Source organism: Methylomagnum ishizawai, from assembly GCF_019670005.1.
Lineage (GTDB): Bacteria > Pseudomonadota > Gammaproteobacteria > Methylococcales > Methylococcaceae > Methylomagnum > Methylomagnum ishizawai.
Window position 1 is genome coordinate 25,001 of sequence record NZ_AP019786.1, and the last position, 13,678, is coordinate 38,678.

Consider the following 13,678-nt stretch of genomic DNA (forward strand, 5'->3'; position numbering starts at 1 on the left):
GGAGCGTTCCGTAAGCCTGCGAAGGTGGATCGTAAGGTCCGCTGGAGGTATCGGAAGTGCGAATGCTGACATGAGTAACGACAAAGCGGGTGAAAAACCCGCTCGCCGAAAGCAAGGTTTCCTGCGCAACGCTAATCGGCGCAGGGTTAGTCGGCACCTAAGGCGAGGCCGAAAGGCGTAGTCGATGGAAAACGGGTTAATATTCCCGTACCCGTACCAACTGCGATGGGGTGACGGAGAAGGCTAGGTCAGCCGGGTGTTGGATGTCCCGGTTTAAGCAGGTAGGCGGATCCCTTAGGCAAATCCGGGGGTCAACGCCGAGATGTGACGACGGCGCTGTAGCAATACAGCCGAAGTGATTGATGCCATGCTTCCAAGAAAAACCTCTAAGCTTCAGGTTGGATCGGGCCGTACCAAAACCGACACAGGTGGGCAGGGTGAAAATCCCAAGGCGCTTGAGAGAACTCGGGTGAAGGAACTAGGCAAAATGGTACCGTAACTTCGGGAGAAGGTACGCCTTAAGTAAGTGAAGTCCCCGCGGATGGAGCTGAACAAGGTTGCAAGAAAACGGTGGCTGCGACTGTTTATTAAAAACACAGCACTCTGCAAACACGTAAGTGGACGTATAGGGTGTGACGCCTGCCCGGTGCCGGAAGGTTAATTGATGGGGTCAGCGCAAGCGAAGCTCTTGATCGAAGCCCCGGTAAACGGCGGCCGTAACTATAACGGTCCTAAGGTAGCGAAATTCCTTGTCGGGTAAGTTCCGACCTGCACGAATGGCGTAACGATGGCCACACTGTCTCCACCCGGGACTCAGTGAAATTGAATTGGCTGTGAAGATGCAGTGTACCCGCGGCTAGACGGAAAGACCCCGTGAACCTTTACTATAGCTTTGCACTGGACTTTGACTTCGCTTGTGTAGGATAGGTGGGAGCCTGTGAAACCGGGACGCCAGTTCCGGCGGAGGCAACCTTGAAATACCACCCTGGTGAATTCGGAGTTCTAACCTGGATCCGTTATCCGGATCGGGGACCGTGCATGGTGGGTAGTTTGACTGGGGCGGTCTCCTCCCAAAGAGTAACGGAGGAGCACGAAGGTGCGCTCGGCACGGTCGGACATCGTGCTATGAGTGTAAGAGCAAAAGCGCGCTTGACTGCGAGACATACAAGTCGAGCAGGTACGAAAGTAGGTTCTAGTGATCCGGTGGTTCTGTATGGAAGGGCCATCGCTCAACGGATAAAAGGTACTCCGGGGATAACAGGCTGATACCGCCCAAGAGTTCATATCGACGGCGGTGTTTGGCACCTCGATGTCGGCTCATCACATCCTGGGGCTGTAGCCGGTCCCAAGGGTATGGCTGTTCGCCATTTAAAGTGGTACGCGAGCTGGGTTTAGAACGTCGTGAGACAGTTCGGTCCCTATCTGCCGTGGGCGTTGGAGATTTGAGGGAAGTTGCTCCTAGTACGAGAGGACCGGGTGAACGAACCTCTGGTGTTCCGGTTGTCACGCCAGTGGCACAGCCGGGTAGCTATGTTCGGACAGGATAACCGCTGAAAGCATCTAAGCGGGAAGCCCCTCCCAAGATGAGATCTCCCTGGGACCTCGAGTCCCCCGAAGGGCCCTGGTAGACCACCAGGTTGATAGGCTGGGTGTGGAAGTCCAGTAATGGATGAAGCTAACCAGTACTAATTGCCCGTGAGGCTTGACCATATAACACCCAAACGGTGTGGTGTTGACGCATTACGCGACGTGTACGTTTTCCAGAGTTGTTGAGCTACGCTCCGACCGACCAGTTTTGCCTGGTGGCCATAGCGAGCGGGAACCACCCGATCCCATCCCGACCTCGGAAGTGAAACCGCTTAGCGCCGATGATAGTGTGGTTACCCATGTGAAAGTAGGGAACCGCCAGGCATCCAAATAGAAAAGCCCCGCGTCCTCCACAGGACACGGGGCTTTTTCTTTGGCCGGAGGAAACCGGCCGGGGCGTTCCCCGCGCCCGTCCCATCGATCAGCTTCCCGCCTTCCGGCCCAGCCGACTCCTCACCTCGTCCCAGGATTCGCCGGGCCGGGCGTGTTTTTCGATCTCTTCCCGCGTGATTTGGTGGGGCTTCTTGGGCTTCGACGGTTTGGGCTTGGCTTCGAGCTGGGTCTGTTTGGGGCCGAAGATGAAACGTATGTGGCTGACGGTGCGGCCCGTCTTGCGCTGGTCGTAACGGACTTTGATATCCGAGTATTGATTGATCTGCGCCACGGCGGTGTCGATCACCCATTTTTTGAAATCCTTGATCGAAGGGTATTTGTCCCCGACTTGCAGGGCTTCGCGCAGCCATGCCAATTCGATTTCACGGCTGCCCGTTCCACGCCATTGAGCCAGTAGTTCGTAGAGCCGGATGGCGTAGGCGCTGTTCATCCGGGCCACCGCCTTCAATTGGTATTTGGTGAACTGCTCGGTCAGAGCGGTCAGGTAGGGCAGCATGTCCTTGTTGAAGCGCAGGCAAATCCGGCCTTCGGATTCCACATACTTGATGGTCTGCACCCATCCGCAGATCAGAACCTCCTTGCGGCGGGCGTTACTGTTGGCTTCTTTCTCGATGCGTACTTCGCGGCGCTTGAGGCGCAACGCCGCTTCCTGCAAATCACGGTAAGCGGTTTTCGGATCGGTCTCCGCAAGCTCGGCGATATCCTGGGCGCTCACGGAATACATCACCTCGTCGGTGACGGGCTCATTCCGGCGCACTTGGCTGATGCAAGCCAGGATGATGCGTTGTTCGGGCACGGTGAGACGGTAGCTGGCTTCCACCAAGCTGTTGGATTTATAGACCTGGGCGAGTTCTAGATTGGACATGGCCGGTCTCCAAGGGAGTTTAGGAGTTAGTATTATGCTCCTTTATTGGAGAAAATAATTCTCTCCCTTTTCGCCGTCAATCCCTCCCTTTATCGACCGTCAATCCCTCCCTTTTCGCCGTCAATCCCTCCCTTTATCGACCGTCAATCCCTCCCTTTTCGCCGTCAATCCCTCCCTTTATCAAATTCGCCAACCGCCGAGAGGCCAATTCCTGCAAGGGTTTCACGCCGCTGCCCTCCCGTGGAAAAGGGTAAAAGGGGGGTTAAAAGGGATGAAAAGGAACACAAAGCGTCGCGCCCGTGGATAACTCGCGCCGAACCGATCCATCGACCGTCAATCCCTCCCTTTATCGAGCCTGACCAAGACCGGCACGGTCATAGGCCGTCAATCCGTCCCCCAATCCAACCCGCGCCGACCCTCCAAACAAGAAAGCCCCGCGTCCTGGGAGGACGCGGGGCTTTCTTGTTTGGTCGGGGGCCGCCGGTGCCGTTACGGGCCGATGGCATCGACCGGGGTCAGCGTCATCTCGCCGCCGAAGATCGAGGCGTTGGCGAAGCCATAGCCATGGGCGCACACCAGACTGACCTGGGCCTCGACCTCGGTGGTGAAGCGGTTCAGGGCGACCAGGCTCACGTTGGACAGATGCGACCAGTCGGAGGAGGTGTCCACGGTGTAGTACTCGGTCCCGGCCTGGGATTGGTTGTGCAGGAAATAGCAGCTGGCCCCGCTGTTGGGGGCGTAGGAATGCCCGTCGATCCGGGCGGTGATGAGATAGCTGCCGGGGGCGACCGTGGTGGTCAGCACGGCGACCGGCGTCCCGAAGCTGGAGGTCGAGCCGCCGGGGACGTTGACGCCGCCGCCATGGGTGTAATAGCCGGTGCCGGCATACGCGCCGGCGCTCAGGACCGCGGCCGCGACCGCGATGAAAGCCTTGCTCAGAGTGTTCATTGGATTCTCCCGCGTTTTTGGGGTTGGGTGGGTTCTGGCGACGGGGAGGACTATAAAGGAGTCCCAAAATCTAGGCGGTGATGTTTTACTGAGTAGGCATGTGAATATTAACGATACCCATGTGTTTTTATGACTGGACATTCCCCAACGGCCCGCGCCCTGGCCGTTCCAGGCGCATACCTTCCAGGCGGTGAAATCGGGCCTGCGGGCCTTTCCCACGCCCGCCCAACCTGTCAGCATGGCCCTTCCGTTCGTTCGTTGCCAAAACTATCGATAACGCAATCGAGGAGGAGCTATGTCCGAGGAAAACCAGAGCGTCGCGCCGATCCGCACCACGGGCGGCAAGTTGCAGGTGGCCGGGGTGGTGATCCTGGCCAGCGGGGTGGTCGCGTCGGTGGTGGGGGGTTGGTGGGGACCGGCCTTGCTGTTCCCTGGGGCGGTGATTTTCGCGTTGGGGCGGTTTATGGAGTGATCCGAATGCCGAAAAAACCTTTGTTTTGAAGGAGGTGCCGATTTTTTGGGTGTTTTCCCAAAAAATCGGCGGAAGCCCATCCGCGGCTCCGTCCCGCGCTTTCAAAAATCCCGGACGGTCGTTTGTCCGCCAAAACGGGTGGGCAAGCGCACCCTTTGCAAACTTATCCCGCCCCCGCTATCTTCCCTCCCGCCACGGCCAATCCCGTGGTCGGGATTGGCGTCCCGGAAGTCACAGACGCACAGCCGCCATCAATCTGCGGTTTTTGTGCGCGGCGTTCACGCATGTCTATTCCAATGATGTGGGCTGAACGCGGCTGCCTTCGGGCAGGCCGGTTCCTGTGTACCGGTACGCCAATCGCGTTCAGTCCCATCGCCTTATGATTGGCGTCGTTCGGAGATGGGCCTCAAACCCCTTTACACAGGCATCACCATGAACAGCACCGATCTCGTGCCGGTTTTCCCCGGCCAACTCAACGGCGAATCCGTCCAACTCGTCAATGCCCGCGACCTTCACGCCTTCCTCGGCGTGGCCCGCGACTTTTCCAACTGGATCAAGAAACGCCTCAAAGATGGCGGTTTCATTTCCAATCAGGACTACGTGGAGGTTTTCGCCAAATCTGGTGAAAACCCCCTCGGGGGCCGCCCACCTATCGACTACCACCTCACCCTCGAAACCGCCAAGCACATCGCAATGATGGAGCGCAACGCGAAAGGCCATCAGGTCCGAACCTACTTCATCGAATGCGAACGCCGCGCCCAGTCCCGCCTCCAGAACCCCTTCACCGACGAACTCCAATCCGCCATCAACCAGGAAGCCCACACCCTGGCCCTCAGGAGCTTCGGCCCCATCCGCGCCGCCCTCTCCGAACTGGCCCGCCAACACCTGGAACGCGGCGAATCCCCGCTGGAGGTCGTCGGGCGCGTGCGCAAGGGCTTCCCAGGCGTCGGCGACATGCTGGTGATCCAGGCCGCCGAACTCTGGCAACTCACCTCCGCCCTGGCCGGTTGCGCCGCCGCCCTGGAAGGGCCGATGGACGCCCTCCACAGGCTCGAAGCCCGGACCGGGCGCGACTGGTATCCGAAATAGGCGGGGCACAAAAAAAGCCGCTCGCGCGGCTTTTTCGCGCCGGGACGGCTTCAGGCGGCGGTCATCGCGCCCAGCAGCGCGAAGGCCGCGATCCAGCCCAGCGCCATGGTGAAACCCCAAACCAAACCCTCGCCCACGGTCTTCAACAACTTGCCCATGATCGCCTCCGCTGGAATGTATATGCAGGAAAAAAACGGTACGTCACCGCCCCGCATCATAGGGGCGGCGGCGGTACGGGTCAACGCGGCGGCGGGTCAGGAAGCCTGGGCGGCCTGGGCGGCGGCCCGCTTGGCGCGGTCGCGCTTCACGATGTCCAGCACCGTGTCCTTGCTCAGGTTGAGCTGGCGGGCGATGCGCCGGTAGGAATAGCCGCTGGCGACCAGCCCCAGCACCTTGGGGGCCAGGAATTCGGAGGTCTGCCGCGGTTCGGAGAACACTTGCTTGTAGACGTTGCCGGATGGGCGGCGGTCGGAATCGACCAGTTTGCCGTTGAACACAAAGGCCGAGAAATCGGGGCAGGCCAGGCCGGAAGCGCAGGTCTTGCGGCTCGGGCAGGCGTCGCAGGGCGCCTTGCCGGGCTGGGAGGAGAGTCCGGGGATGGACTCACGGCCCGTGTCCTGCTTGAAAGCCTCGGTATCGACGTAGACTTCGGCGATTTGGAACATGCGTCATACCCTGCTCGGTGCGGTGCGGATTCATGGGGCCATCGTTAGGGGGCCGGGGTCGGGGCGGCCGCCGGGGAAGCGCCGGGGGGCGGTCCAACCGGGCGGCTTCGGGGGTGAGTGTATCCGCTGCCGCCGGATGGAAGCTGTGAACTAGATAGCTGGACATTTGTGATTTTTTACCGTCCGCGGCGGCGGTTTCCGCGCCGCCACGGACCGCCGGTTTCAGTCTAGCCGCTCGGCGCGGCCCGTGGCCGCCGAGCGCAAGGCGGCCCCGACCAGGCGGCAATTGGCCTTGGCGTCCGCCAGCGCCAGGGCGGGCGTCCGGCCCTCCAGGACGCAATCGGCGAAATGCTCGACCTCCAGCCGGAAATGGTTGGCCGGGGCCAGCCGTTCCACGCCCTCGCGGCCGTCCTCGGTCCACCAGGAAACCACCGGCGTATCGCCCGGCAATTGCCACACGGTATGGCACTTGGCCCCGCCCTGGGTGCCGATGATCTCGTATTCCGAGCGCCTGGCCCGCTCGAAACTGAAATCGAACAGCCCATGCCGCCCCCCGCCGAAATCCACCACCCCGCTCATGCCGGTGTCCGCGCCGTGCGCGTTGTGGTGGGCCAGGGCGGCCACGGCCAGCGGCGGCGTGTCGAGGTAGGTCCGCAGCGAATGGATGGCGTAGCAGCCGATATCCCACATCGCGCCGCCGCCCTGTTCGGGGGGGCGGTCGATCCGGTACATGCGGGCCGGGCGCATGGTGAAAGAATAGGTGGCGCGGACGCTGCGGATATCGCCCAGGACGCCCGCGTCGAGCAAGTCGCGGATGCGTCGGTGCTGGGGATGGAAGCGGTACATGAAGCCTTCCATCGCCACCAGGCCGCGTTCCAGGGCGGCCCGCTCGATGGCCTCGATATCGGCCACGCGCAGGGCCATGGGTTTCTCGCACAGGAGGTGCTTGCCGGCTTCGAGGGCTTTCAAACCCCATTCGGCGTGTTCCTGGTTGGCGAGCGGCAGGTAGACGGCCTCCACCGCCGGGTCTTCCAGCAGGGGTTCCAGGGCGTCGTAGGTTTTCGCGCCGTGGCCGGGGGCGTAGCGGGCCAGGCAGGCGGCGGCCGCGCCGGGGCGGCGGCTGGCGATGGCGGCCAGTTCGGAATTGCGGGCCTCGACGATGGCGGGCAACAGGCGTTCGTTGACCCTGGCGGCACCGAGGATGCCCCAGCGGAGTTTGCGGGTGGGTTCGGACATGGGGATGGCCTCCGGGTGGGTGTTGCGGGGCGACAGCCTAGCGCGGAGGGATGGAGCGGCGCCAGCGGCGGGGGCGAAAACCGGACTTGACCTTTAAATGATAACCATTATCATTTGTACACCGCCCCACACACCGGAAGACCCCATGAACGCCATGCCGACACGCCCCGCCGGGACCGGACAGGCCGCCCCGCTCGACCCTTCGTTGCAACCCCTGCGTTTCCTGCTGATGCGCTACGCCCGCTCCCCCTCGGCCTCGACGGCGGGCAGGATCGCCGATTGCGTGGACGGCCTGCTGGCCGGTGGGGATGGCCGGGTGCCCCGCCGGGAGCGGTGCACCTACCGGCGGATGCGGGCCTATTGGCGGCTGGTCGAGCGCCTGGGGTGAAGCCATGAAGAAAACCTGCCGCGTCCAGACCCTCGCCAGCGAAAGCGGGTGTTCGGTCGATTATTGCCCCGGTTGCGACGCCTTCCACGTGAAGGTCGGTTTCGCCACCCTGAATTTCAATCCCGAAGGCTTCGCGGTCCTGGCGGCGACGCTGGGCGCGGCCCTGGCGCGGTTCCAGGGCCAGCGGCGGCGGGAGGCGCAAGAGGGTGTCCAGGAAGGGCCGGGGGGTGGGGTGTTCCACTGAATCGAAGCTAGGCAGTAGGCAGCGTGCCCGTCCCCGGCGTGCCGGGGCTGGGATTCCGCCCGGCACCGTGCCGGGCTTTTTTTGTGCCCGGGGGGTCGGCGGCGGGCAAAAAAAGGGCCGGTTCCCAGGGGGAGGGGGAACCGGCCCGACACAGAGGCCTAGGGGATATCAATGAACGATGAGGCGCTAGGTTAGCCGGGCCTTCCTTAAAAGCGCCTTAAAAGCCCCGTAGGCACGCGATCCAAGCTCAGGCCACCCTGAGCCAGCCCTTGCGCCCGGCGTGGTCCCACGCGCCGGTCCTGCGGCCCTGGGCGTCGCGCACTTCGACCCGGCGGTTGCCGGGCAGGAATACCGGCCTCGACCGGTGCAGGTAGATCACGGCGATGGCCCAGGCGGGCCAATTGAAGAACAGTTTGAACATGGCGGCGGGGCGGGGGGATGGGACCGCGATGGCGGACCCTTCGGTCCTAGTGTAGGCCATCCCCGCGCCGGGAAGCGGACGCAAAAAGGCCGGCTAGGTTACCCAAGCCGGCCTAGACGCATCCTTTGGCCTTCCCTGTGCCCGGCGCGCGCATCCATTGCGCATCCTTGCGGGGACGGGCGCATCATGCCCCAGGCGTTCCCCGCCGCCTATCCGCGATATCACCTATGGCCGGTGGCCGGGATCAGCTGCCTTCGCTGGCGAGCGCCGCCCGGACCTCGGCCTCGGCGGCCAACCAATCATCCATTTCGTGGCCCGGCTCGAAGCCCCTTTGCTCGGCCTTCAGATAGGCGCATTCGGAGATGCGCCGCATCAGTTCGGCCTCGAACGAAGGGCCGGGATCGTCCAGGGACGGTCGCGGGCCGGGGAAGAATTCCGACCGCGTGGCCGGCTGCGGGCTTGGGTTTGCCATGGCAATATCCACCGTGTTGAGGGTTCAAGACCGGCGAGGCCCGGAGCAAGCAAAAGGCCGGTCCCGGTTGCCCGGGCCGGCCTTTCCATCCTTGGGCCGCTTCCGCCTCCTGCGCGCATTCCCGTACCTCGGCCAAAGGGTAGGAATGTAGCGCGACGGTTCCATCTTCCCCGCGCCGCCGCGCCGGGCCAATACGGCGAACCACTTATTGCCAAGCATGGCGGGGTGGCGGTTTGTTGCCTCCCAGGCGTTCAGCGGCGGTCGCCGCCACGGGTGGGATAGCTGTAGATGGCGGGGCCGCTGGCCTGGTCCACATAGATGATTTCGGCCTTGGGCGCTGCGCGGACCGGGGCCGGGTTGGCCGCGGCGGCTTGGGTTCCGGGGGCGGTTCCGTCCTGGGCGGAGGCGGTTTGGGCGGCGATCAGGGCGGCGAGGGCGATGTAGGCGCGGACGTTCATGGGGGGGCTCCTGTGCTGGTGGGATGGGGACCGCCGGGGCGGCTTGGGGCACATTCTGGAGAAGCCGGATTTATAAATAAAATCGTTTGTTTTTATTTTAATAATCGTTTTTAGCTATCGAATAGCCCGGTGGCCAACCGCGGGTCTTCCGGAGGACGAGTCCGGGCTTGCCGCCGCCGCCCAGGCCGGACCATCATCCCCGTCCCGGCCCGTCCCCGTGGCCTTCCGTTCCCGGCAAGTAGATGAACAATCCCCACGCCCCGTTCGATCCGAAATCGGAACCGGATTGCCCCCTGACCCTGCACGACGCCGTGGCACGGGTGTTGGACCGCCTGTCGGAGCGCGACACCCGGATCATCGCCCACCTGCCGGAAACCGGACTGGAAGAATTGAACCGCTACGAACTGGGGGCGGACATCCGCAAGCGGTTCGCGCTGTGGCGGGGCAACCGGGCCTTGATGGCGGCGTGCGGGGCGCTGAATCCGGAGGATGCGTCGCTGGAGATCATCCGGGCGGTGTGGGAGCGGCTGAGGGCGGGCTGAGCGCGGGCGACAAAAAAGCCGATAGGGGAGAGAGAGGGGACCCTATCGGCTTCCGGTCGTTGGGAGTCCGTTCCCCGGCAATCTGGGAAGGGTGCCTCCTCGAGGAACCTGATGCGCGGTTGGACCGTGGACGCACGGATAGGTTCCGCTGCCGGGGTTGTCCTGCGCGATCATGTAAACAGCCGGTCCCATCCACCCTCTACCGTCATGGCCGCTTGCCTTTCCCGGCCTTGGGCCGGGCCGGCGGCTCCGCTTTTTCGGCGGCGGTCAACAGGCTCCGGCAAGGGCTGTCCTGGCCCAGGCCCAGTTCCACCCAGGGCAGGATCGCCGCCGCCGGGGTCAGCACCGCCCCCAGGGCCACCGACGCGGCGGCGCGCGCCGCCAGCGGCAGGACTTCCGGGTGCCCGGACGGGCGCTTCAGCGTGCCATCGACCACCACCGGGGTGCGGGCGCTGAACACGCTGACATCCTTGGGATGGGCCAGGAACCTGAGATGCAGGGTCTCGTCGCGCAGATCGACCCGGCCCTCGCCCCTGACCTGGGTGTCGGTGGTGTCGAGCAGGAACAGCTGGGTCTGCATCACGCCGTCGCTCAGCATGAAATCGTTCACCAGGCAGCGCACCGGCATGGCGCGGTCGCGCCTCGTCGCCAGGATTTGCAGGGTCTCGGCGATATCCAGGCCGATCAATTCCATGATCAGTTCGCTGATGCGGCCCGACTCCATCAGGACCGTGATGCCGCCGTCGGCGTTGGCGGCCATCTCGGCCACCGAGTTGCCCACCGTGTCCACCGCCACCCGGCCAAAGAACGTGCCCGAACTTTCCGGCGCGAAGCGGGTTTTCGCCAGCAGGCGCTGGAACGGCACCTGTTCGATCCGGCTCCTGAGCCGGGTCTTGATCCGGTAGCCGCGGGCGTCGAGCATGATCGAGGACGCGATCTTGCCCAAACCGATGCTGGCGTTGGCCGGGTCCAGGGTCAGGACGCCATGGTCGAGCCGGACGTGGGCCGACACCTGGTCCACCGGCATCATCGGGGTCACGATATTGGCGCTGCGGAAGCGGATATCGGCGTCGGCCACCCGCAGCCCCTTCACATCGTAGGATTCGTCCGGGAAGAAACGCGGGCGGGACGGGGCGTCCGGCCTGGGATCGGCCCCGACGAAACCGGCCAGGTCGCGGAAATCCAGCCGTTTCGACACCAGATCGCCGTCCAGCAAGGGCCGTCCTTCACGCAGGGTGAACATCAAGCCGCCGGCCAGATCGCTGCCGCCGAGTTTCCCCTGGAAATCCTTGATCCGCCAGCGTTCGCCGTCGCGGTCGACGGTGCCGGAGAAACGATAGGGCGGGGTGCGCGGTATCCACAGCTCGGTGAAGGGGCGGAACACCGAGAGGTCCGGCCCGTGGGCCTCGAATTTGAGATCGGGACCGCCCAGCCGCAGGGGTTCCTGGAAACCGCCCGCCACCTTGGCCCCGGAAGCGCCGTAGGCCGCTTCGATTTCCACCGGGAAGGGCTTGTCCCGGTCCCACAGGGTCAGGATCGAACCACCCCGCGCATCCAGGGTGAAACGCTCGTTCTTGAGGCTGCCCTGGCCCTTGAGCTTCAAGGACTGTTCATCCGCGGTCCCCGCCGCCGTGGAAATATCCAGGTCCAGCGCGGTGTCGTTGGCGGCGTCGTCGAAACGGACCCGGCCCTCCTCGATCACCAAGCGGTCGATCTTGGGGAACCAGCGCGGGTTCATCGGTTCGGATTGGGCGGGTGGCGGCTTGAACTCCCAATTGGCCCGGCCTTGGGCATCCTTTTCCAGGTAGAGCCGGGGCTTCACGATGCGGATGTCCGGCAACACCAGATGGCCCTTGAACAAGTCGGGGATGCGCAGGGAAACCTCGGCCCGGTCCAGGCTGAACATCTCGCTGTGGCGGCCCCAGGGCGCGTCGGCCAGGACGATATCGGCCACGCCGAGCCGGGGCGTCCACGACCAGGCCACCGTCAGCGGCCCCCGGATGGCGAACTCGCGGCCCAGCTTGGCGCTGACCAGCGAACCGATGGGGCCGCGCAGCCGGTTGAGGTCGAAGAACAGCACGAACAGGACCAGCGCCAGGATCGAGACGCCCAGCGCGATCCCGGTCCATTTGAGGATTTGGCCGGACACGGTGCGCCCGGCCCGCCTGGGAGCGCTGGACGGATAGCCGAGCGCGCTATTCATCGCGGTCCACGCGCAGCGGACCGCCCACGGCGATGGGGCGGCATGGTCCGGCTAGGCGGGAGGCCCGGAGGGACGCGGTGCCGCGCCATACCCGTCCGGCTCCGGACCGGATTCCGCCGCCGCGGCGGCGGGTGGGCCGGCCGGCCGCCGTCCCCCTGGATTCACCGGCAGGCCGGCCCCGAGGGCGGCCCCGAGGGCCAGCCCCAAAGCGCCCACCACCAAGGGTTGTTCTTCGACGAAATGGCGGGTTTGGCGTTGGAGCCGCTGGCCGGTTTTGCGGGCGTAGCGGCCGGCCTGCCCCATCGTCCCGCCCAGGACGGCGGCGGCGCGGCGTTGGTCGTGGCGGCGTTCGACCGGCATCTTGGTGTCGGTGCCTTCCGCGCCGATGGCGGGATGGGCGTGCCAGCCCGCGCCGCCGCCGTTCAGGCGGCGTTCCCGGCCCAGGCGGCGCTCGATCAAGCCCGCGCTGACCGGGCCGTAGCGCCGGGCCGGGTCGGGCGCGGCACCCACTCCCATGCCCGCCGCCACCAGCCACACCAAACCCACGCCGATCAAACCGACCGGCAGCGGGTGGTCGCGCACGGTGCCGATCCAATCGGTGCCGGGTTGGCCCGAGTGCGATTCCAGATAATCCAAGGCCTGGTCCATCAACTGGCCGGGCGAGAGCTGGCGCTGGATATCGCCCAGGGTGCCGGCCATCTCGTTGCGGGTGCGCTCGATATCGCTTTCGAGCTGTTCGGGACTGGGGGTTGCTTGATGGGCGTCCATGGTCGCGCTCACAGGTTCGACAAGCGGTCTTCCAGCCAAGCGCGGTGCCTGCGCTCGTCGGCCAGATTGCCGGTCAGGGTGCTTTGCAGGTGGGGCGCGAGGTCGTCGCGCTCCAAGGCTTGCGCATAGGCTTGGTGGGTGTCGTCCTCGTTGGAGCGCATGGCCGAGAGGATGCCGATATCGCCGACCAAGCCGCCGATGATGACCTTGCCCTGGGTCAGCACCGCCTTGAAATCGGCCGCGTTGGGGGGGCGCTGGCCCATGCCGCGCAGAACGTGGCCGAGTTCCTGGATATGGCGCAGATGGTCGTTCATGAACTGGCCGAGCTGGTCGCGGGCGACGGGATCGTCCAGCCGCCGGATGGCCGCCTCGTAGGCCGCCGTCGCGTCGAATTCCAGTTCCACCAGGTGGTTCAAGGTGTCGATCACCGAGCTTTCCGTGCCGATCAAGGTCGCCATGGGCGCTCCTCCCTATTTGAACTGTTCCTTCAGCAGCTCGGAATCGCGCCGCAGGGATTCGCCGCTGCGGCGGGGCGCGAGGTCGCCCAGTTTCAGGTTATGGCGGCCCCACAGCAGGAGTCCGGCTCCCGCCGCCGTCAGCGCGAGGCCGACCAGCAAGGGCGATAGCCAGGGATAATCCAGCGCGGCCGCGCCCAATAGCTGGTTGACGCCCGCCACCCAGGCCAGGGCCAGGATCAGGATGCCGACCAGCAGCAAGCCGCCGCCGATGGCGATCCCGCCCGCGCCCGCCTTGGCGCCGGCCAGCTTGGTCGCGATTTCGGCCTTGACCAGTTGGGTTTCCTGGCGCGCCAGGGTCGAGAATTCGCGGCTCAGGTCGGAAAACAGATGCGCCAAGGAAAATTCCCGCTTGGCCGGGGTGTCGTCGGGGCTCATGGCTGGGGTGCCTCGCAAGTTGTGGATGGCCGGG

Annotated in this window: 16 protein-coding genes and 2 rRNA genes (1 of these 18 only partly in view); 7 read left to right on the plus strand and 11 right to left on the minus strand. The window is 64.5% G+C overall.

The genetic code is table 11. The annotated features are described in order from the left end of the window. A 23S ribosomal RNA gene (locus K5658_RS22455) occupies positions 1-1,710 on the plus strand (it extends 1,169 nt beyond the left edge of the window). A gap of 88 nt (positions 1,711-1,798) precedes the next feature. Further along, positions 1,799-1,911: ribosomal RNA gene (gene rrf / locus K5658_RS22460) — 5S ribosomal RNA — on the plus strand. 97 nt (positions 1,912-2,008) lie between these two features. Here rrf and K5658_RS22465 read toward each other — a convergent pair. Both K5658_RS22465 and K5658_RS22470 read right to left on the minus strand, forming a co-directional pair. Next, complete coding sequence (locus tag K5658_RS22465) at positions 2,009-2,845, minus strand: RepB family plasmid replication initiator protein (RefSeq protein ID WP_221067402.1); 837 nt, start codon at positions 2,843-2,845, stop codon at positions 2,009-2,011. Between the two features lie 489 nt (positions 2,846-3,334). After that, positions 3,335-3,793 (minus strand): hypothetical protein, encoded by a 459-nt coding sequence (locus tag K5658_RS22470; protein WP_221067403.1) that lies wholly within the window; start codon positions 3,791-3,793, stop codon positions 3,335-3,337. Between the two features lie 295 nt (positions 3,794-4,088). Here K5658_RS22470 and K5658_RS22475 point away from each other — a divergent pair, with 295 nt between their 5' ends. Beyond that, positions 4,089-4,265: a hypothetical protein gene (locus K5658_RS22475; protein WP_221067404.1), complete on the plus strand. Its 177-nt coding sequence runs from the start codon at positions 4,089-4,091 to the stop codon at positions 4,263-4,265. A gap of 432 nt (positions 4,266-4,697) precedes the next feature. Continuing rightward, positions 4,698-5,354 (plus strand): antA/AntB antirepressor family protein, encoded by a 657-nt coding sequence (locus tag K5658_RS22480; RefSeq protein WP_221067405.1) that lies wholly within the window; start codon positions 4,698-4,700, stop codon positions 5,352-5,354. A 254-nt stretch (positions 5,355-5,608) separates the two neighbouring features. On the opposite strand, the gene K5658_RS22485 is transcribed toward K5658_RS22480, so the two are convergent. Further along, complete coding sequence (locus tag K5658_RS22485) at positions 5,609-6,019, minus strand: helix-turn-helix domain-containing protein (protein ID WP_221067406.1); 411 nt, start codon at positions 6,017-6,019, stop codon at positions 5,609-5,611. Between the two features lie 222 nt (positions 6,020-6,241). Beyond that, entirely contained in the window at positions 6,242-7,255 is a 1,014-nt protein-coding gene (locus K5658_RS22490) for a Gfo/Idh/MocA family protein (RefSeq protein ID WP_221067407.1), read from the minus strand. 145 nt (positions 7,256-7,400) lie between these two features. On the opposite strand from K5658_RS22490, the gene K5658_RS22495 reads away from it, so the two are divergent. Continuing rightward, positions 7,401-7,643: a hypothetical protein gene (locus K5658_RS22495; RefSeq protein WP_221067408.1), complete on the plus strand. Its 243-nt coding sequence runs from the start codon at positions 7,401-7,403 to the stop codon at positions 7,641-7,643. A 4-nt stretch (positions 7,644-7,647) separates the two neighbouring features. After that, complete coding sequence (locus K5658_RS22500; RefSeq protein ID WP_221067409.1) at positions 7,648-7,887, plus strand: hypothetical protein; 240 nt, start codon at positions 7,648-7,650, stop codon at positions 7,885-7,887. Positions 7,888-8,134: 247 nt separating this feature from the next. Here K5658_RS22500 and K5658_RS22505 read toward each other — a convergent pair whose 3' ends face one another. From K5658_RS22505 to K5658_RS22515, 3 genes are all read right to left on the minus strand, one after another. Then, a complete protein-coding gene (locus tag K5658_RS22505) occupies positions 8,135-8,308 on the minus strand; it encodes a hypothetical protein (RefSeq protein WP_221067410.1) in 174 nt (57 codons plus the stop codon). Positions 8,309-8,552: 244 nt separating this feature from the next. Continuing rightward, the gene (locus K5658_RS22510; RefSeq protein WP_221067411.1) at positions 8,553-8,780 is read right to left on the minus strand and encodes a DUF2934 domain-containing protein; all 228 of its coding nucleotides are present in this window, start codon (positions 8,778-8,780) and stop codon (positions 8,553-8,555) included. Positions 8,781-9,031: 251 nt separating this feature from the next. Beyond that, on the minus strand, positions 9,032-9,238 hold the full coding sequence (locus K5658_RS22515; RefSeq protein ID WP_221067412.1) for a hypothetical protein: 207 nt from the start codon (positions 9,236-9,238) through the stop codon (positions 9,032-9,034). A gap of 242 nt (positions 9,239-9,480) precedes the next feature. On the opposite strand from K5658_RS22515, the gene K5658_RS22520 reads away from it, so the two are divergent. After that, on the plus strand, positions 9,481-9,780 hold the full coding sequence (locus tag K5658_RS22520; RefSeq protein ID WP_221067413.1) for a DUF6794 domain-containing protein: 300 nt from the start codon (positions 9,481-9,483) through the stop codon (positions 9,778-9,780). Between the two features lie 205 nt (positions 9,781-9,985). Here the strand turns inward: K5658_RS22520 and K5658_RS22525 are convergent, their stop codons facing one another. Genes K5658_RS22525 through K5658_RS22540 form a run of 4 tightly spaced genes read right to left on the minus strand, consistent with a single transcriptional unit; the run spans position 9,986 to position 13,644 of the window. Next, positions 9,986-11,983: an AsmA family protein gene (locus K5658_RS22525; protein WP_221067414.1), complete on the minus strand. Its 1,998-nt coding sequence runs from the start codon at positions 11,981-11,983 to the stop codon at positions 9,986-9,988. A gap of 51 nt (positions 11,984-12,034) precedes the next feature. Beyond that, positions 12,035-12,751 (minus strand): DUF3618 domain-containing protein, encoded by a 717-nt coding sequence (locus K5658_RS22530; protein WP_221067344.1) that lies wholly within the window; start codon positions 12,749-12,751, stop codon positions 12,035-12,037. 8 nt (positions 12,752-12,759) lie between these two features. Next, positions 12,760-13,209, minus strand: a complete 450-nt coding sequence (locus K5658_RS22535; protein ID WP_221067345.1) for a DUF2383 domain-containing protein — start codon at positions 13,207-13,209, stop codon at positions 12,760-12,762. Positions 13,210-13,221: 12 nt separating this feature from the next. Continuing rightward, a complete protein-coding gene (locus tag K5658_RS22540) occupies positions 13,222-13,644 on the minus strand; it encodes a phage holin family protein (protein ID WP_221067346.1) in 423 nt (140 codons plus the stop codon). Between the last annotated feature and the right edge of the window lie 34 nt (positions 13,645-13,678).